The organism is Synechococcus elongatus PCC 6301 (assembly GCF_000010065.1).
GTDB lineage: Bacteria > Cyanobacteriota > Cyanobacteriia > Synechococcales > Synechococcaceae > Synechococcus > Synechococcus elongatus.
This window is the reverse complement of record NC_006576.1, coordinates 1378569-1396849: the sequence shown is the minus strand read 5'-3', so window position 1 is coordinate 1396849 and position 18281 is coordinate 1378569. Positions and strand designations below refer to the sequence as shown.

The window sequence follows — 18281 nt, the reverse complement described above, 5'->3', positions numbered from 1 at the left end:
TATTGCCCTGGAGATAGGTAAGTCATGGCACAGCGGACCCGACTTGGAGATATCCTCCGCCCGCTCAACTCGGAATATGGCAAAGTGGCACCCGGCTGGGGAACGACCCCAGTGATGGGCGTGTTCATGCTGCTGTTCTTTGTGTTTCTGCTGATCATTCTGCAGATCTACAACTCGTCACTCGTGCTCGATACCTTCAAGGTCGACTGGCGGAGTCTCGGTCTCTAAGGCCGGCACGATCGCCTTGATCTGCTGCGCCCCCGCTCTGTCGGGGGCGTTTGTGTCTGAAGCCCAGTTCGCTCTTTTCCCCGGTGTGCTGCCATGAACTTTTTCGGTATTGGTCTGCCTGAAATGCTGGTGATCCTAGCGATCGCCCTGTTGGTGTTTGGCCCCAAAAAGCTGCCCGAAATTGGTCGCAGTCTAGGAAAGGCGTTGCGGGGCTTCCAAGATGCATCACGGGAATTTGAGTCGGAGATCAAGCGCGAGATCGATCGCACCCCTGCCACGCCAGCAGAAGCAACGGTAGAACCCCCAGTCTTAGATTCGGCTCCTACCGAAGCGGTCACTGTCGAGAAACAAACGGAGACGCAGGTGTGAGTGAAGACCGTCCAACGCTGCTTGTGGGCTTGGGCAATCCGGGTCAGAAGTACGCAGAGACCCGACACAATATTGGCTTCATGCTGATCGATCGCCTCGCGCAGGATTGGGGTGTCAAGCTCAGCGAAGACCGGAAGTTTCAGGGTGAGTACGGCGAAACGGCCGTGCCCGGCCTTGGCAAAATTCGTCTGCTCAAGCCCACGACGTTTATGAACCAGTCGGGGCGATCGCTGCGGGCGGTGCTGGATTGGTACAAGCTGACACCTCAGCAGATTCTGGTGATCTACGACGACATGGATCTGCCACTGGGACGCCTGCGGCTGCGGCAGTCGGGTTCTGCTGGGACCCACAACGGTATGAAGTCGATTATTTCGCACCTCAGCAGCAAAGACTTTCCGCGCCTTCGACTCGGGATCAGCCTGCCGCGATCGCAGTCAAACGATCGCCACGATGCCACGGTTTCCCATGTGCTTGGCAAGTTTGCTGTCAGTGAACAATCTCTGCTGAAGCAGGTGCTAGATCTGGCGCAGGAAGCTACAGAAACGGCGCTGCGATCGGGTGTGGAGACGGCGATGAATCGCTACAATGCCCGCAGCCTAGAAGCGCCAGCTCCCGTGGCCTAGGGATTGTTCTGATTGCATCTGTCCAACCATGGCGAAGCGTCTGCCTGCCACCACTGCCCATGTCCGCATTACGCGTCAGTCGTGGGAAGAAGGTTGTTTGGATGGTGAAGTTCGGGCGGCCACTTTTGAATGGTCATTTATCTGGCGCTTTCGCGAAGGTGAACTCACGGTTGAGCCGTCCTTGGGGCGATCGCTGATTCGGGATGCCTTGCTACGGTTTCTCTGCCAACAAGACTATCGACTAGAGCCAGGGGGCGATTATAGCTTCACGGTGCGGGCGCATTTCTAACGCGATTGCTTAGCACCCTCTACTGCTCTCTTCACCTTCATTGATGACAGATGCCTTTGGAACTTCCCTAGGGCGATCGCAGTCTCTACAAAAGAGATACCAGGATGCTAGACATGCAGATAGCTCGCGTTAGTTTAGCCGCAACGGCTGCGATCAGTTTCGTTGCCCTTTCAGCACCCTTCTCTTGGGCGGGTGAGCGCGTTTGCCAAGGATCGCTCGGCGCAGTCACTGTGGATAATCTGAAGGTGCCGACAGGGAAAACCTGTACCCTCAATGGTACTCGTGTTCAAGGCAATATTAAAGTTGAATCCCAAGCGAATCTGAAAGCCAATCGAGTCCAAGTTGAAGGTGATATTCAAGCGGATCGGGCGAGAAATATTGAAGTCTCACAAGGCTCAGTTATTGGTGGCAATATTCAAATCAAACAAGGCTCAAACGCTCGAGTGGTGAATACTCGGATCGAAGGCGATCTGCAGTTGGAATCTAATTCGGGTCGTTTAGTTGCTGATCAGAATCGGATTGGTGGCAATTTACAAGCCTTTCAGAACCGTGGTGGCTTGGTCACTCAGCGCAATACGATCGATGGCAACTTGCAATGCAAGAGCAACACGCCCAGCCCTACGGGTAGCGGCAATGTTGTGCGCGGCGATAAAGAGGATCAATGCGCTCGCCTCTAGAACTGTGAGTGATCAGGTCCAGCCATCGGCTGCGATCGCAATTATTCCGGATTGGTTGGATGGGGCGATCGCGGCAGGCTGTGGCTGAAATAGAGACCGGTGAGGACAAAAGCGATCGCCAAGAGCGGCAGCGATCGCGTTAGACCCAGCACCTGTGCCAGACCACCGATGCTGAGGCTTCCCAACACACCACCCAGTGCTCCAAATCGCAGGAATTGTTGCCAGCGATCGCTTTCCGAAGCTCCCGTGAGACGATCGACCAAGCTAAAGTCGGCCCGTGCCGCGAGAATACCCAGCGGCAGAAAACCAGCGATCGCTAGCCAACCGGGCAGGCTTGGCAACAGTCCAAGAATGCTGGCGAGGCCGATATACGGCATCCAGATCGGTACGCTGGGTAGCCAAGTCATCAGGATTCGGCCAAGGCCGTAGACCGTCAAAGCTAACCCAAAGTCGAGGCACTGACCTGCCGCCACTTGCCGAACCCAGAGGGGGAGCAGAGCAAACAAAGCACCAAACAATAGACCTTGCAGGAGCGATCGCCCAGAGAAGGACACCTGAGGCCGAGGTGCTGAACGAGTCTGGTGCTGGGCCTTGCGGATAGTTGGCGCGATCGGTAGGAGTAAGATGAGCGCTTGCAGAAATTGCAGTGTTGCCTGCCCCAGCGGAAACAAAAAACCCGCTAAGAAGTTACCGGCAATCTGCCCCAGTTCCGTCCCAATGTTGAGGGTTTTGCGGGGAATTGGATACTGCTGCAGAAAGTGTTCTTCGAGGGGGAGACGGCTCAGCTGACGTCCCATACTGAGGAGCAGCATAGCGACCAATACCCAGAACACACCGGCCACTAGCTTGAGTGCAGTTGCTAGCAGCAACAGCAGGGAGAGCCATTGCAGGCCATAGCCAGCACTGACGGCCAAAGGTAATGGCAGCAGCACGGGCAGTAACAGCAAGACTGGTAGCGTCGCGTTGATCAAGGGCGAAGCGGTCAAACCACTCAGCAGCCAACCCGCTGCCGCTGCAGTCAGGCTCGTGGAGGCTTGGGCACAGCCCCAGCGCGTCGTCACCCACCAAGACGATCGCACCTGAATCATGGGTCGTGCCTCAAGTTCGCTGGGTCACCTTCTCTTTTGCTTCTAGCAGTGACCAACTTCAGAACAAACCATCTGCAATCAAATGTGAGGCGATCGCTCAATCGGGGATTGCCGCTTCGACTGGCTCCTCAAGCAACTTGTAGAAAATCAGCGCATCGACCCAGCCTTGTTGGGGGTGACGAAACGCTTGCGGTAGTCGACCGATCGTAGTGAACCCCAACTGTTGCCAGAGCTGAATCGAGGGGGTATTCGTCGCAACCACGAGATTGAATTGCATCGCTCGAAAGCCGAAAGAGGACGCCACTTGCAGCGCGTGCAGTCCCAGGGTTTTGCCAACCCCTTGCCCGCGTGCAGCGGCAGCCACAGCAAAGCCGCAGTTGCAAACGTGAGAACCCAGTCCGGGTTGATTGGGTTTGAGGTAGTAGGTTCCTAGAATTTGGCGATCGCCTGACTCAAAGACAAAGGTCTGGGTCGGCACCGTCATCCAGACTGTTTGAGCTTCGGTTTCCGAAATGTCGGGGGGGTAGGGATAGGTTTCCCCCGCCCGAAAAATCGGCTCCAGAATTGCCCAAATGGCAGGCCAATCCGCTGCGATCGCCGGACGGATGATTCCTTCGAACACAGGCTGTCTATCCCAAAAGCTGTTGCAAGGTCGGCACAAAATCTGGATAGGAAACTGCTGCTGCTTCAGCTTGCTGGATCTGAGTTTGACCCTTTGCTTGCAAGGCCGCGATCGCCAAGCTCATAGCAATCCGGTGATCGGTATAGCTATCGACTGTGGCCCCAGTGAGAGCAGCACCGCCAGTAATTTCTAGGCCATCCGGTCGCTCCGAGATCGTTGCGCCCATGCGGCCCAGCTCACTGGCCATCACCGCAATGCGATCGCTCTCTTTTACCCGCAGTTCTTCGGCATCTCGAATAATCGTGGTGCCCTTGGCAAAGGCTGCCGCTACCGCCAGAATCGGTACCTCATCAATCAAGCGGGGGATCAGCGATCCGCCGATTTCGATTGCCTGTAGATTGCTGCTGCGCACGCGTAAATCGGCGACGGGTTCGCCTGCCACAATTCGCTCATTTTCCAGCGTGATCTGGGCTTCCATCTGTTGCAGGGCTTCAAGGATGCCCGTGCGGGTGGGATTGACGCCGACATTCTCAATCAGCAAATCCGAGTCCGGCACGATCGCGGCTGCGACCAACCAAAAAGCAGCGGAGCTGATATCTCCGGGCACGACTACCGGCTGACCTGTCAGTTCCGCTGGGCCTTCCACCGTGACGCTAATCTCCTCGGGGTTGACTGTCAGCTTTGCTCCAAAGGCGCGGAACATCCGCTCGCTGTGATCTCGCGAGAGTGCCGGTTCCACTACGGTGGTTTGGCCTTCACAGGTCAACCCCGCCAGCAAAATGCTCGACTTCACTTGGGCAGAGGCGATCGGGGAAACGTAGCGAATCGGTTGCAGCGATCGCCCCGAAATCGCCAGCGGTGCACGCGTATTGCCCTGCCGCCCACGAATTTCGGCTCCCATTTGGCTGAGCGGCTGAATGACCCGAGCCATTGGTCGACTGCGCAGCGACTCATCGCCTGTCACGCAGAAAAAGCGATCGCGCTGACCGGCGAGTAAGCCCATCATCAGGCGAATTGTGGTGCCGCTATTGCCCGCATTGAGAACGTCGAGGGGCTCCTGCAGATTTTGGAGACCAATGCCTTTAACCCGCACCAACTCGGAGTTCAGCTCCGAAATTTCAGCGCCCATCGCCCGAAAGCAAGCCGCCGTGCTGAGTGGGTCTTCCCCCAGCAGCAAGCCTTCGATCGTGGTTTCACCTGAGGCGATCGCCCCCAACATCAAGGCTCGGTGGGAAATGGACTTGTCGCCTGGCACCCGAATTCGACCCCGTAAGCCGATCCCAGTGCTGGGGGGCTGGATCCGCAAGGTCTGATGAGAATCCTCAGTAGGGAGCAAGACGAACGGCTGAGCCATGCCAATTCCAAGACGAGTGCCTAGGCGATTATCGCCTTTCGCTTGCGCAAGCGAAAATTTTCATTTGCGCAGCAGAAAATACTCATTCCTTCCTTGCATTTGCACAAAAGCAAACAATCAACCCTTACTGAATCCACAAATTCGAGGAAATTCTGGGAATTGATGCGAACTGTTAGAGAGCGCAATCTTATTCAAGTCGCGATCAAGCTTGCTCTCTTTCACTAGTGATCTGGAGTAAAAGAGACTTGAATGATGCAGCTTATCGATGAACGAGGGATCCTCATCAATAGTTGCTTGAGATGCTATTCCAGTTCATTCGCTGGAATGAGAAAACAGCGATCGCTTACTGATTTTTAGTTGCAGCTTCAGAACGGCTGGCTTGAACTTCTACTTCAATACTGTCAATCGTTTTGATCACTAGTCGTTTCGCCTGCATTTCCCAACCCCATTTCTGAATGCGATAGGCTCCATAAAAACCGACAACGGTTGCAATAAAGTCGAGGGGCTGCTGGCTAGAAATCCCAAACAGCAAGCCGAGTCCGCCAATTCCCCATAGAGGCAAAGCAAAGTTCTGGCGATTTTCTTCGACTGCTCTCGCCAAGAAGTTTTTGGGCAATTCTGCCAGAATCTCTTCCCGCATCGCAGCTTGTTGCGGATAGGGAACAATAAACCCGAGCTTGCGGCGCAACTTTTCAATTTTGCGAGCTTCAGTGCTGTATTCCGTCAACTGATCTTCTGCTAGCAAAATTAGCTGTTTCGCTTTGCCCATTGCTGCCAGTCTTCCTGGGACATCTAGACTTCATTCTCTCACAGGCCCAATTTTGGACTGTTGGTGCCCTGTCCACCGACCCGGCTGCAAAGCCGTGCGTGAGTTAGCCTGCTGCAGCTACTCCCTCCTGCAACCACGCCACGATCTGGGGATTGACCTGCTTGGGTGCTTCATCGTGGGGACAATGCCCCAAACCTGCCAGCGGCACGAAGGCTTTCACACTAGGAAAATCTGCGAGCTGACGTCCAAGCGCGATCGGCTCCCAAGGATCGCGATCGCCCCAGAAGAACGTCACTGGTGCTTGCACTTGGGGCAGCAACTGCTCAGCTAAGGGCGCATCAAACAAATTGATGAAAGCCCAAAACACGCCCGCTGCGCCAGGTGATTGGGTCGCCGCATAGAGGGCTTCCACCAGCGCTGGATCAATGCGTTCACTGCTGGGGTAGGCCAGTTTAAGGATGCGCTCAATGATCGAGGGTTTGGCGAGCTGGCGATAGAGCCAATTGGAAAGACCGCGCTGCCGTACTGCAGCCTTGAGTAAGGGCCGACCGAGGCGACGACCCAAGGGCTGCTGAGCCAATTTCTTGTCGTCAATCTGCCGCAGGGCACAGTCAATCAACAGCAGGGCCGCATACCCCTCTGGCTGGTCAACGGCCGCTTGCAAGGCAACCACACAGCCGATCGAGTTGGCGATCAAACGAGTCGGCTGCCCAATCACTGCTTGCCGAAACGCTTCAATCTGCTGTGCCCACAGCTCAATGCCATAGTTCACCGCGATCGGGTCTGGTTTGGCTGATTGCCCAAACCCCAACAGGTCAATTACATAGACCGTAGAGTGCTGCGCGATCGCCTCGACATTCTGGCGCCAATGTTCGCAACAGGCTCCGAAGCCATGAACGAGCAAGACTGGGGCTCCGCGATCGCCAAGCTGCCAATAGCGAATGGACTGCCCTTGCCAATCCCAGAAGCGATCGATTGGATCGTGTGCTGCCAGAACCACGACTACCATCTCCAAGGGGAATGCCGCATTATAGTGTCGCGTTCCTGCAACTGCCGGTTGCTGGTCCTCGGTACTCAGTAAGCCTTCACGATTCATTTTTCTGAACGATGGAAAAGCGTCAGTTTGCAGCAGGAGAAGCCGTTTATAACTCTGGGGATGTGAGCGATCAGCTCTATCTGGTTAAGTCGGGCCAAGTGACCCTGACAAGCCTCTACCCGGAAACAGGTGAAGCCACCGAGGAAATCCTGGGCCCAGGTCGGGTCTTTGGGGAAGTGGAATTGATCGATGGTCGGCCTCGCAGTCTCTCTGCTAAAGCAGCCAGTGACTGTCTGTTGATCAGCTTTGAACGCGATGAAATTCTCGATATTTTGTTCAACCGTCCCGAGGATAGTTTGGTTCTCGGAAAATCCGTCTTTGATCACCTCAAGCGGATCTATAGCAACGATAGTTTGGAGTCCGATCTCGCTCGCCTTCGCGAGGAGATGAATACCCGCATTCGGGAAGCCGTCATCCAACATGAGTCGCGAGTCGTTCGCAGTCACAATGGCATGGCCGCGATCGCAGTTCCGATTGTGGTGCTGATTGTGCTAGCGATCGGTGCCTACTTCTTTGTCAAAATCTGAGGGACAGAAGTTTAGCTAACAGCCCCTGCGGCTTGGCATCAGCTAAAGTCTCACAAGGATGGCAGTTTACTAAAATTAAATATTTCACATCAAAAAACGAACTGGAGTGATGACCGCAGTTACTCCGTAAGGCTGCCGCTTGTGATGGCGATCGCAGTATTGAAAGGCACAATTTCAAAGGCTATTGTCTAAGCTTTTACGCAGTTGAAATAAACGGCTCAGGTTCTATTGCGAGAACTTTACAAAGACACTTACTTTTTTGCTGATTTCTTTTCGCTGAAAAAAGGCTGTGCTAGTTTCCATTTACTTCCTTGTTTCGGCTCCCTGAGTTCTAGGTATTGTGGAAAAGCATCGGATTTCTGCTGGTGCCTGTATTTATCGTGAGGGTGACAACAGCAACTCCATTTTTTTAGTCCGGGCTGGTGAGATTGAAGTCACTAGTTTCTATCCAGAGACTGGACAGGTGGTTGAGCAAACGTTCAAGCCTGGACAGCTCCTAGGAGAGATGGAGTTAGTCGATGGTCGTCCTCGCACGGCAACTGCCCAGGCCCGGAGTGAATGTCTCCTGCTGGAGATTCAGCGCACTGAGTTACTAAGCCTGCTGCAAGACTCTTTGCATGCGACAGCGATTTTAGGGGCGGCGCATTGCGATCGCCTCAGTAAGTTGCTCTATGAATCCTCGTTTGAGGCTGAGCTCGCTCGGCTGCAATTGGAAATGCAACTCAGAATTCGTGAGGCGATTCTGCAGCACGAACAACGGGTGGTTCAAAGTCATCACGGCATGCTGGCGATCGCGATTCCCTTGATTGTGGTGGCGGGGTGGCTGTGCTGGAGCTGGACGGTTCCGATGGGGAGTGCCTACGCGATAGCAGGCTTTTAAGCAACCTTTAGTTTGCCTCGCGATCGCGTTTCAAAATCAGCCAGACTCCGGCAGCGAGGGCTGCTAACAGACCCAAGCCTAGACCGACCGAGATCAAAATCCGGCTCCAAGGGCGAGGGGAGAGGCTGGCTGACGGTGCTGCTTCGGGTGGCGCTTCGGATGAAGGGGCTGGCTCAGAGGATTCTGGTGTAGGAGTTGCCGCGATCGCCACGGTTACGGGAAAGCGAATCTGAAAGGGGCTGAAGCGCGTCTCAGCTGTTGCTGAGGGCTCGCCCCGGAGCCGCAGCTCATATTGTCCAACAGTCGGAAAGGTAATTTCAGCAGCAACTGTACCGGGGGCCACCGACAATGGCACGATCGCTAGCTGGGTCTGCGTGCCTGTCTGGGCGTTGAACAACTGGAGCTGACAATTACAGTCCTTCGCCGCAATTTCCATGCCTCCGGGTCGCCGCAGGGCAATCCAGGTTGGCGTCACCGCGCCGGCCTGCGGCTGGTCATTGGGTTCGAGGTGCAGGGTACCGGCTACCGCCTGATCGATTTGGATCTGGTGGGCCAGAACCGGCGGCAGTAAAACGAAATCCAGCATTAAGACTCCTTGGAATGCACCTGCCAACAAGGCTGATGACGGAAGATCAAGACACTGACAGCTGAGATCGCGATCGCGATCGCCAGGAAGGGTTGGGCAGCAGCATCGCCCGCCACGCCCCCGCCCCACAACAGCAGGCTGGCATGGACCGTTGCGAGGCCAAAGGCGGGAATCGCCAATTGATGCAACCGCGGCCAGCCTGCCCCCAAGCGACGTTGCCAGCGATCGCTACTCGTGAAGCCCAGCGGCAACAGCAACAGGACAGCAACGACGCCAGCTCCAAGGCCCCAGCGAGCCAAGGGCGAGAGAAATTGCCAGGCTTCGGGACGCCAGCCAAAGCGATGTTCGAGCTGCTGAGCGCTGTGTAGCACCGCCAAAGTCAGGCCACTGACACCCCAAAAGCGGCGATAGCGCAGAGGAGCCGACCACAAGGGTGCCAGCGATCGCGCCAGTAGGGCTATGGCCAAACAGATCAGCGCCGCGTAACCACTCCAGTCGCCCATCGGGTCGCCACTGCGCCAAAGCGTCATTGCGCCGACGGCGATGCTGATCACCGCTGCCATTCGCTGCAACTGACTGCGGCGATCGTGGGACCACTGTTCTACCAGTAGTCCAAAACCCAACATCACCGGCAGGGTGCCCAGTCCAAACCAGATCATGCCGAGGGCGCCACCCTGCCAAGATGCAGCAGCAGCAGCCTGCAACTGCGCGGCATAGAGAAACCCACAGGGCATCAGACCCCAGAGGCTCCCCAAGGCCAGCGGCGTCGTCCAATGTAATCGTTGATTTAAACGCTGCCACAAAGCAGGCAGATGGGCTTCTAACCAGCGACGACCACGCCCATAGCCCGGTAGATAGCGCGGCAAAGTCTGAGGGAGGAGATGACTGAGGCCAAAGCAGATCAGAGCTAAACCTGTGAGCACCGTCAGGCCATCGCGGAGACCGCTACCCAGACCGGCCAATTCACCGCCCAAGGAAAGAATCGATCCCAGGCTGCCCAGCACAGCCCCAACGAGGGCATAGCTGGCAATCCGCCCTAGGTTGAGCAGCAGTGGGAAGCGCCAGCGATCGCGCTGGGACTGAGAGAGCTGCATGGCGAGCGACAGAGGACCACACATACCGGCACAGTGGCCAAAGCTGCCAAAGAAGCCCAATAACCAGAGCAGTGCTGCGTTGGTCATCACAATCTAGAGTGCGGTCCAGCCCCGCTCCGCACGATCGAAGACGTAGGTGGCCACAGCCTCAATTTGCTCAGGGCTGAGGCGTTGCCCAAAGGCTGGCATGGCATTTTTGCCATAGGTCACTTGCTTCTGAATCGCAGCGACAGAATCCATACCATAGCGGCGTAGGGCTTCTTGCCGCAGGGTTTTCTGACCATTGATAACGTTGCCACCATTCAAATGGCAGGTGGTGCAGTTGCTTTGGAACAGCCTAGCCCCAACTTGCAGATCTGCCGCGATCGCCCGCGCCGGATTCACTACACTGAGGCCAATCACCAGCAAGCCTAGGACAAGCCATCTTCCCACGCCCAAAATCCCCACTGTCATTCGCACAATTCTTACCGCAAGAGCCTAACTGACCTACGGCTGGGGACCAATTGCCCGCTGCACGAAGGAATTGACGGGAAAAGCGATCGACCCAGAAGCCAGAGCCCTGCAGCCGATCGCTTTCAGTTCAGCCAATGGATTGAGGCGATCGCCAAGGGGCCTAGATCGTCTCCATGCCTTGAATCAAGAAGTCGAAGTAGGGAGCCGCAACCGTGGCATCTGCACTACTGAGCAGGGCCAGAGACGCTTCCTTGAGGGTGCGAATGGCTTCTGCCATCCCGGGCAGGGGGACACCCAAAGAGTTGTACATTTCGCGGGCACCGAGCAGACCAATGCTTTCGATCGGCTCTTTGTCGCCAGCCAGCACACCGTAGGTGATCAGGCGAAGGTACCAGCCGTAGTCGCGCAGGCACTGGGCCCGTTGACGTTGACCGTAGGCGTTACCCCCGGGGGCAATGAAGTCGGGCCGACGCTGCCACAGTTTGCGGCTGGCTTGGTCCACAATTTTTTTCTCGCTGTCGCTCAGGACCTGAGCGATACGGAGGCGCTGCTCACCGGTTTTGAAGAAATCAGTGATGTTTTTGAGTTCGCCGCCACTGGGATAGCGCAGCTCGTCGTCCGCTTTGAGGATTACCTGGCTAACGATGGTCATGATCGGCGGTGTGTTTGTTAGCGATGTTGAGTAGTGTAGCGACTGGAGGGGCGCTCCCGAACAAGTCCTGAGAGGCTTGTAACGTTTAACAACAAACCTCTGGCGACTGACAATAGAAGTCAGGACTCTTCCTCGGGCCAGCTTATGTCTTCTTCTGCCGTGCTTACTTGGCGTCAGGGCGATCGCCTCAGCCTGACGATCGAGTCGCTCTGTGACAGCGGCGACGGCCTCGGGCGCGTAGAGGGACGCGTGGTTTTTGTGCCCGATACGGTGCCGGGCGATCGCATTCAAGCCAAGCTGCTGCAGGTGCGATCGCGTTATGCCCGTGCCGAGCTAGAAGGAGTGCTGGAGGCATCACCGGATCGGATTCGACCGGCCTGCATCGTTGCGGATAAGTGCGGTGGCTGTCAGTGGCAAACCGTGGACTACCCTGCCCAAGTTGAGGCAAAAACGGTGATTGTCCAAGACGCCATGCAACGGTTGGGGCAACTCGAGACGGAAGTTCAACCGACGATTGCAGCTCCCTATCCGCTGGGCTATCGCAACAAGGTCAGCTATCCGCTCCGGCGCAGCGATCGCGGGGAGGTGCAAGCGGGCTACTTCCGTAAAGGCAGCCACCGCCTGATCAACCTCAATCAGTGTCCGGTACAAGATGACCGCTTGAATCCGCTGCTCGCAGGCATCAAGGCTGATATTGCAGCTCGGGATTGGCCGATCTATGACGAGCAGACCCGATCGCGTGGCCTCCGGCATTTGGGACTGCGCATCGGTCAGCGTACCGGTGAGATCCTGATCACTTTGATTGCTACCGACGATCAGTTGCCAGAGGTGGAAGCTCAAGCAGAACAGTGGCTGACCGACTATCCCAATGTGGTCGGGGTTTGCCTCAACCTCAATCCCAGCCACGGCAATCGCATTCTGGGTGACGAGACCCATTGTTTAGCGGGTCGTCCTTATCTGATTGAGTGTTTGGACGATTTGGAATTTGCAATCGGACCGGAGACCTTTTTCCAAGTCAATACAGAGCAAGCAGAGCGCCTGCTGCCAATCCTCAAAGACTTTTTGCGGGGCAGCGATCGCCTCTTCGATCTCTACTGCGGCGTCGGGACATTAACCCTGCCTTTGGCCAGTGAGGTAGGGTCAGTGCTGGGGCTAGAAATCCTGCCGGAATCGGTGGTGCAAGCGCAACAAAATGCTGATCGCAATGGCATCAGCAATGTTGAATTTCGGGCGGGTGCGGTCGAGATCTTACTCGCGCAAATTCCCGAGTCTCCCGATGCTGTTCTTCTAGATCCGCCGCGCAAAGGCTGCGAACCAGCGGTGATTGAAGTGCTGCGCGATCGCCAACCGCAACGCATTGCCTACGTGAGCTGCAACCCTGCAACCCTGGCCCGCGATCTCCAAGCCCTCTGTGCGGGCGATCGCTATCGTCTATTGCTCGTGCAACCCCTAGATTTCTTCCCGCAGACCGCCCATGTTGAGACAGTCGCACTCCTCGAATTGCAAGATTAGAACGGTTCGCAGCGGTAGCAACAGGAATAGCAGCGATTGTCCACTGATTGCATTCTCCAATCGAGTGAGGACTGCTAGTGCTTGGGCTTGCGCTTGTTCTCTTCTTGTGGCTATTGCACTCAGCAGAGCGATGAGATCGTTGGCGCTCGAACGAATCAGCCCCAAGGACGGAGGCTGTTGACCCTCAGCAAATTCCTCTACTCAAGCGTCCTAACCGACTTGCAGGTTGCTAGAGTTGACGGCTCCGCTCGCCTCTGGCAGCTCATGCTTGAGCGAGCGGTTGATCCACGTGAGCCAAGCGGCCAAATCTGCTAGGACTGAGAGCGACTGGAGGGGAGTTTCCGCCAGGCCTGATAGGCGGCACTAACCGTGGTGATTGTGGCCATGGGCACGATGATGAGGACCAGCACCCAGCGCAGGCTGAGCAGCAAAGGATTCTGGAGCTCTTGAAGGACCAGTTCTGCAAAATAGGCGCTGTAAGCTCCCAGCAAGAGAATGCCTTCCCAGCGGCTGATGATGAAGCCGCTAAAGAAGATAGGCAGACATAACAGCGAGATGCCCACCATCACTGGTAGGTCGACTTTGGCGGCCTGAGCATCCACTAAGACGCCATTGCTGGCGATGATCGCGGCCACACCTAACACGATCAGGATGTTGAAAATGTTGCTGCCGACGACGTTGCCAACAGCGATATCCCGTTCGCCTTTCAAGCTCGCTACAACGGAAGTTGCCAGCTCAGGGAGCGAAGTACCGGCTGCAACGATGGTCAAACCAATCAGCAGTTCGCTGATGCCCAAGGTGCGAGCAACCGCGACAGAATTATCAATCAGGAGCTTTGCCCCGAGGATCAGGAGCCCCAGACCAGCTGCGATTAGCAAGAGTTGCTGCCATAGGGGTGGGCGATCGCCCAATCCATATTCCTCGGCATATTCCGCCTGAACCTCTGGGTCAGGTTCTTCTCCCCCCTGGCGAACTTGGAAAACGGTGTAGAGAACGCCCAACACCACCAAGACAATGCCATCGAGGCGGCTGATCCGACCATCTAGGGCCATCCCATAGACCAATCCTGCCGTGGCAATCATGATCGGCACATCGAGCCGAACCAACTGTTGCGCCACCTGTAGGGGTGTGATTAAGGCCGAGATCCCGAGAATAAACAACACATTGAAGATGTTGCTGCCCACCACATTCCCGAGCGAAATATCGTTGGAGCCCTCCAGAACCGCCTGAATACTGACTGCGAGCTCTGGAGCGCTCGTCCCGTAGGCCACCACAGTGAGGCCAATGATGAGTGGTGATAACCCCACGAGTGCCGCCAGTTTTGAGGCTCCGCGGACTAAAAACTCAGCTCCGGCAACGAGGATAACTAAACCGAGCAGCAAGAACAGTAAATTGATCAGCATTGAGGCGATGGCCAACATCACCCCTTCATCTTACGGACGCGTCTGCGATCGCCCATAAAAAAAACCCCGCGTGGGCAGGGTTTAACGGTATTGCTCTCTGACTACTGACTGGGAATGGAAATCTACAGCAGGCCAATTTGAGACAGGATGCCTTGGCCGGTCAGCAATTCGGTGGCCAAACCAACCACGAACCCGATCATAGCCAGACGGCCATTCCAGGTTTCTGCGAATGCGGTGAAACCAAACTTGGTATTTTGCTCAGACATGACAGGGACCTCCCTACGGGGTGGTTTGGTAGCTGTTAAGCAATGTAACGCAAAAACTCAAAATCCGCAACATTTCTTCAAAAAATCTTGGTTCAGTTCCTAAAAGCTAGTGCTTAGGCTGACGGGGACTGGTTTGACCTCCCAGATCTGTTCGCTGTAGTCAGCGATCGTGCGATCGGAGGAGAACTTGCCCGATCTCGCGGTGTTGAGTAGCGACATCCGCCACCAGCGATCGGAATCGCGGTAGGCAGCAGCAGCTTCGCGCTGGCAGTCGATGTAGGACTGATAGTCCGCCATCAACATGTACTCATCCCGCTGCAGCAGATCGCTGACCAAGTCTTGGAAGAGGTTGGGCTGATCCGGTGTGAAGTGACCACTGCTAAAGCGATCGAGGACTGCCCGCAGTTCCGCATTGCTGCTCCAGAACTCCACAGGTCGATAGCCCCGACTTTGGCGTCGGGCGATATCTTCGGCTCGCAGGCCAAACAGGAAGAAGTTTTCGGGGCCGACTTCCTCGCGGATCTCGATGTTGGCACCATCGTAGGTTCCGATTGTCAGCGCGCCATTCATGGTGAACTTCATGTTGCCGGTGCCGGACGCTTCTTTCCCTGCAGTTGAGATTTGCTCCGACAAATCGGCAGCTGGATAAATGCGCTGCCCCAAGGAAACGTTGAAGTTAGGTAGGAAGACGACCTTCAGTCGCCCTTGGACATCGGGATCATGGTTGATGATGCTCCCGACCGCATTGATCAGTTTGACGATTTGCTTGGCACGGTAGTAACCCGGGGCCGCTTTGCCCGCAAAGATAAAAGTGCGCGGCACCAGGTTGAGCTGGGGATTGTGCTTCAGCCAGTTGTAGAGCGTCACGATATGCATGACAGCGAGGAGCTGGCGTTTGTATTCGTGAATCCGTTTGACTTGCACATCAAAGAGAGAGTGCGGATCGACTTCTATGCGAGTCTGCTGGTAGATGTAGCGGCTCAGATCGACCTTATTTTGGTGCTTGACCTCTGCCCAGCGCTGTAAAAACTCGCGATCGTTCACGCTGTCTTCCAGCCGTCGCAGTTGCCTGAGATCATGAATCCAGTCATTGCCAATGCGATCGCTGATCAGGTTGGCTAGGCGAGGATTACTTTGCAGCAGCCAGCGGCGGGGCGTCACACCGTTGGTCATGTTGAAGAATTTCTCGGGCCAAAGCTCGTAGAAATCTCGCAGGGTTTCTTGCTTGAGCAGTTGCGTATGCAGGGCTGCCACACCGTTGATGGCATGACTGCCCACGCAGGCGAGGTGAGCCATGCGCACCTGGGGCTCAGCTCCTTCCTCAATCAGGGAGAGGCGGCGAGCTCTCGTGTCGTCACCGGGATACCAGGCCCGCACATTGGCCAAGAAGCGCCAGTTGATTTCGTAGATAATCTCCATCAAGCGCGGTAAAGTGCGCTGGAACATGCCCACGGGCCAGCGTTCCAAGGCTTCAGGTAGCAGCGTGTGGTTGGTGTAGGCGAAGGTGCGCTGTGTAATCGTCCAAGCATTGTCCCAAGTCAGGTGATGCTCATCGATCAGGAGGCGCATCAACTCCGGCACCGCCACGCTGGGATGGGTGTCGTTAAGCTGGACTGCGATCGCCTCATGCAGCCGCTCAAGATGACCGTGGTTCATCAAGTGGCGACGGATGATGTCTTGGAGCGAAGCCGAGACGAAGAAATACTGCTGCTCCAGCCGCAGTTCCCGCCCTTGGGGGGTGTTGTCGTTGGGATAGAGCACCTTCGAGATCGTTTCCGACGACATTTTGTCGGCAACCGCATCGTCGTAGTTGCCTGAGTTGAAAGCCTCAAGGTTGAGTTCCGTGGTGCCCTCAGCCTTCCAGAGCCGCAACATGCTGACGTTATTGGTGTCGTAGCCCGGTACGGGGGTGTCGTAGGGGATGGCGCGAATGACGCGATCGGGGATCCAAGAGACGCAGTAGCGGCCTCGCGCATCGTGGTAGGCCTCCGTGTGGCCGCCCAACTTAATTTCCACGGCCTGTTCGCGCCGCTCTAGCTCCCAAGGGTTGCCAAAGCGCAGCCAGTTATCGGGGATTTCGATCTGCCAGCCGTTGTGGAGTTCTTGGTGGAAGATACCGAACTCATAGCGAATGCCATAGCCGACGGCAGGAATGTCGAGGGTAGCCATGGAGTCGAGGAAACAAGCTGCGAGGCGACCGAGGCCACCGTTGCCTAGCCCGGGTTCTTCCTCTTTCTCTAGCAGTTGCTCAAAATCGAGACCCAGTTCATCCAAAACTTGCTGAACGCGGTCGTGAAGATGCAGGTTGATCAGGCAGTTTTCGAGGTGCCGACCCATCAAAAACTCAGCGGACAGGTAACAGACCACTTTGACGTGCTGTTGTTGATAGGTCGACAGTGAAGCTAGCCACCGTTGCAGGAGGCGATCGCGGACCATGTAGGCCAGTGCCATGTAGTGATCACGCAGGGTGGCGATCGCTGAGGTTTTGCCCTGGCTGTAGTAGAGATGGGCCTCGTAAGCCCGTTTCAAGGTCTCGGGAGTCACAGAAGTCCGTTCATCCTCACAGACCAAGCCACTGGGCTCGAGGTAGCTCGTGGTGGGGTCGTAGCTGAGTTGGGCGGTGGAATCACTCATCGGGGCACTACCTACGCAGGGGTCAAAGAACGCGGAGCCCAGGCTGGCTGCTGCTCAACGCTCCGCATATAACGAATCAGATCCAACATGCGGTTGCTGTATCCCCATTCGTTGTCGTACCAAGCGATCACTTTGAAGAAGCGATCGTTGAGAGCCATGCCTGCCGTGGCATCAAAAATGCTGGACCGAGCATCGCCAATAAAGTCACTCGAAACGAGGTCATCCTCGGTATAGCCCAGGATGCCTTGGAGTTGGGTGTTGGCCGCCTTTTGCATCACCTCACAGATGGCGGCATAGGTGGTGGATTGGCGGCTACGGAAGGTCAGATCCACCACCGAGACATCCGCCGTCGGAACCCGCAACGCCATACCGGTCAGGTGACCCTGGAGTTCGGGCAGCACCAAGCCCACGGCTTTGGCAGCGCCCGTACTGGCCGGAATGATGTTTTGAGCCGCACTGCGCCCGCCGCGCATATCTTTACGGCTGGGTCCATCGACAGTTGGTTGGGTGGCGGTGACCGCATGGATGGTAGTCATCAGACCGTCTTCAATCCCGCAGTGCTCTTGAAGCACCTTGGCGATCGGAGCCAGGCAGTTGGTGGTGCAGCTGGCGTTGGAGAGAATGCGATGCTGTTGCGGGTCGTAGTTCTGATGATTGACGCCGTAGACGAAGGTGGGAACGCGATCGGGATCTTTCTCCGAGGTCGGGGCCGAAATCACTACCCGTTGAGCGCCTGCTTCCAGGTGGCGACTGGCGGCAGCGTAATCGGTGAAGCGCCCCGTAGCCTCAATCACCACATCAACCCCTAACTCCCCCCAAGGAATAGCTGCCGGATCAGTTTCGGAGAAACATTGAATGCAGCGATCGCCGGCACAAATGCGATCTTCTTCTGCCCGCACTGTTTGTTGTAGGCGGCCGTGGGTGGAGTCGTAGTGAAGAAGATAGGCAAGATTTTTGGCCGGAACGAGGTCGTTAATCGCAACAAAATCGAGTTGCGGATCATCAAATCCAGCCCGTAAGCAGAGACGACCAATACGGCCAAAGCCGTTAATTCCAACACGAATTTTGGACATGGTAGCCGGGAGAGGGGAATTGCCCTGACTATAGACAGGGGATCACGGCGGTCGATCGGCCTTAAGAGGAATGAAAGAAAGCCGTA

At 56.0% G+C, this 18281-nt stretch carries 21 protein-coding genes; 8 read left to right on the top strand and 13 right to left on the bottom strand.

Annotated features, from left to right (window positions below; all coding sequences use genetic code 11):
* Positions 1-24 precede the first annotated feature (24 nt).
* From psbH to SYC_RS06790, 5 genes are all read left to right on the top strand, one after another.
* A complete protein-coding gene (gene psbH, locus SYC_RS06810) occupies positions 25-228 on the top strand; it encodes a photosystem II reaction center phosphoprotein PsbH (protein ID WP_011243600.1) in 204 nt (67 codons plus the stop codon).
* Between the two features lie 93 nt (positions 229-321).
* The gene (locus SYC_RS06805) at positions 322-597 is read left to right on the top strand and encodes a TatA/E family twin arginine-targeting protein translocase (RefSeq protein ID WP_011243599.1); all 276 of its coding nucleotides are present in this window, start codon (positions 322-324) and stop codon (positions 595-597) included.
* Positions 594-1220: an aminoacyl-tRNA hydrolase gene (gene pth, locus SYC_RS06800; protein ID WP_011243598.1), complete on the top strand. Its 627-nt coding sequence runs from the start codon at positions 594-596 to the stop codon at positions 1218-1220. Before SYC_RS06805 ends, pth begins: the two co-directional genes overlap by 4 nt.
* A 28-nt stretch (positions 1221-1248) precedes the next feature.
* Complete coding sequence (locus SYC_RS06795; protein WP_011243597.1) at positions 1249-1509, top strand: DUF3146 family protein; 261 nt, start codon at positions 1249-1251, stop codon at positions 1507-1509.
* 113 nt (positions 1510-1622) lie between these two features.
* Entirely contained in the window at positions 1623-2186 is a 564-nt protein-coding gene (locus SYC_RS06790) for a hypothetical protein (protein WP_011377502.1), read from the top strand.
* A gap of 41 nt (positions 2187-2227) precedes the next feature.
* On the opposite strand, the gene SYC_RS06785 is transcribed toward SYC_RS06790, so the two are convergent.
* The 5 genes from SYC_RS06785 to SYC_RS06765 form a co-directional block, all read right to left on the bottom strand.
* A complete protein-coding gene (locus tag SYC_RS06785; protein WP_011243595.1) occupies positions 2228-3274 on the bottom strand; it encodes a hypothetical protein in 1047 nt (348 codons plus the stop codon).
* A gap of 97 nt (positions 3275-3371) precedes the next feature.
* Complete coding sequence (locus tag SYC_RS06780) at positions 3372-3896, bottom strand: GNAT family N-acetyltransferase (protein ID WP_011243594.1); 525 nt, start codon at positions 3894-3896, stop codon at positions 3372-3374.
* A gap of 7 nt (positions 3897-3903) precedes the next feature.
* Positions 3904-5250: a 3-phosphoshikimate 1-carboxyvinyltransferase gene (gene aroA / locus SYC_RS06775; protein ID WP_011243593.1), complete on the bottom strand. Its 1347-nt coding sequence runs from the start codon at positions 5248-5250 to the stop codon at positions 3904-3906.
* 343 nt (positions 5251-5593) lie between these two features.
* The gene (locus SYC_RS06770; RefSeq protein WP_011243592.1) at positions 5594-6019 is read right to left on the bottom strand and encodes a hypothetical protein; all 426 of its coding nucleotides are present in this window, start codon (positions 6017-6019) and stop codon (positions 5594-5596) included.
* A 103-nt stretch (positions 6020-6122) separates the two neighbouring features.
* Positions 6123-7115, bottom strand: coding sequence for an alpha/beta fold hydrolase (locus SYC_RS06765; protein WP_011243591.1), 993 nt, complete (start codon positions 7113-7115; stop codon positions 6123-6125).
* 11 nt (positions 7116-7126) lie between these two features.
* Here SYC_RS06765 and SYC_RS06760 point away from each other — a divergent pair, with 11 nt between their 5' ends.
* Complete coding sequence (locus tag SYC_RS06760) at positions 7127-7642, top strand: cyclic nucleotide-binding domain-containing protein (protein ID WP_011243590.1); 516 nt, start codon at positions 7127-7129, stop codon at positions 7640-7642.
* A 340-nt stretch (positions 7643-7982) separates the two neighbouring features.
* On the top strand, positions 7983-8522 hold the full coding sequence (locus SYC_RS06755) for a cyclic nucleotide-binding domain-containing protein (RefSeq protein WP_011243589.1): 540 nt from the start codon (positions 7983-7985) through the stop codon (positions 8520-8522).
* 7 nt (positions 8523-8529) lie between these two features.
* On the opposite strand, the gene SYC_RS06750 is transcribed toward SYC_RS06755, so the two are convergent.
* The 4 genes from SYC_RS06750 to SYC_RS06735 all read right to left on the bottom strand — a co-directional run bounded on the left by SYC_RS06750 (position 8530) and on the right by SYC_RS06735 (position 11307).
* Complete coding sequence (locus SYC_RS06750) at positions 8530-9108, bottom strand: hypothetical protein (protein WP_011243588.1); 579 nt, start codon at positions 9106-9108, stop codon at positions 8530-8532.
* Positions 9108-10289: a sulfite exporter TauE/SafE family protein gene (locus SYC_RS06745; protein ID WP_011243587.1), complete on the bottom strand. Its 1182-nt coding sequence runs from the start codon at positions 10287-10289 to the stop codon at positions 9108-9110. The genes SYC_RS06750 and SYC_RS06745 overlap by 1 nt, the downstream gene beginning before the upstream one ends.
* Positions 10290-10295: 6 nt before the next feature.
* On the bottom strand, positions 10296-10655 hold the full coding sequence (gene petJ, locus SYC_RS06740; RefSeq protein ID WP_011243586.1) for a cytochrome c6 PetJ: 360 nt from the start codon (positions 10653-10655) through the stop codon (positions 10296-10298).
* Between the two features lie 160 nt (positions 10656-10815).
* The gene (locus tag SYC_RS06735; protein ID WP_011243585.1) at positions 10816-11307 is read right to left on the bottom strand and encodes an allophycocyanin alpha-B chain; all 492 of its coding nucleotides are present in this window, start codon (positions 11305-11307) and stop codon (positions 10816-10818) included.
* 144 nt (positions 11308-11451) lie between these two features.
* Between SYC_RS06735 and rlmD the strand changes: the two genes are divergently transcribed.
* Positions 11452-12819 carry a 23S rRNA (uracil(1939)-C(5))-methyltransferase RlmD gene (gene rlmD / locus SYC_RS06730; protein WP_011243584.1) on the top strand — a complete coding sequence of 456 codons (1368 nt, stop codon included), beginning with the start codon at positions 11452-11454 and terminating at the stop codon, positions 12817-12819.
* Between the two features lie 311 nt (positions 12820-13130).
* On the opposite strand, the gene SYC_RS06720 is transcribed toward rlmD, so the two are convergent.
* The 4 genes from SYC_RS06720 to gap form a co-directional block, all read right to left on the bottom strand.
* Positions 13131-14240: a calcium/sodium antiporter gene (locus tag SYC_RS06720; RefSeq protein WP_011377505.1), complete on the bottom strand. Its 1110-nt coding sequence runs from the start codon at positions 14238-14240 to the stop codon at positions 13131-13133.
* A gap of 104 nt (positions 14241-14344) precedes the next feature.
* A complete protein-coding gene (locus SYC_RS06715; RefSeq protein ID WP_011243582.1) occupies positions 14345-14488 on the bottom strand; it encodes a chlorophyll a/b-binding protein in 144 nt (47 codons plus the stop codon).
* A gap of 99 nt (positions 14489-14587) precedes the next feature.
* Positions 14588-17122 carry a glycogen/starch/alpha-glucan phosphorylase gene (locus SYC_RS06710; protein ID WP_011243581.1) on the bottom strand — a complete coding sequence of 845 codons (2535 nt, stop codon included), beginning with the start codon at positions 17120-17122 and terminating at the stop codon, positions 14588-14590.
* Positions 17123-17133: 11 nt separating this feature from the next.
* Positions 17134-18195: a type I glyceraldehyde-3-phosphate dehydrogenase gene (gene gap, locus SYC_RS06705; protein WP_011243580.1), complete on the bottom strand. Its 1062-nt coding sequence runs from the start codon at positions 18193-18195 to the stop codon at positions 17134-17136.
* Between the last annotated feature and the right edge of the window lie 86 nt (positions 18196-18281).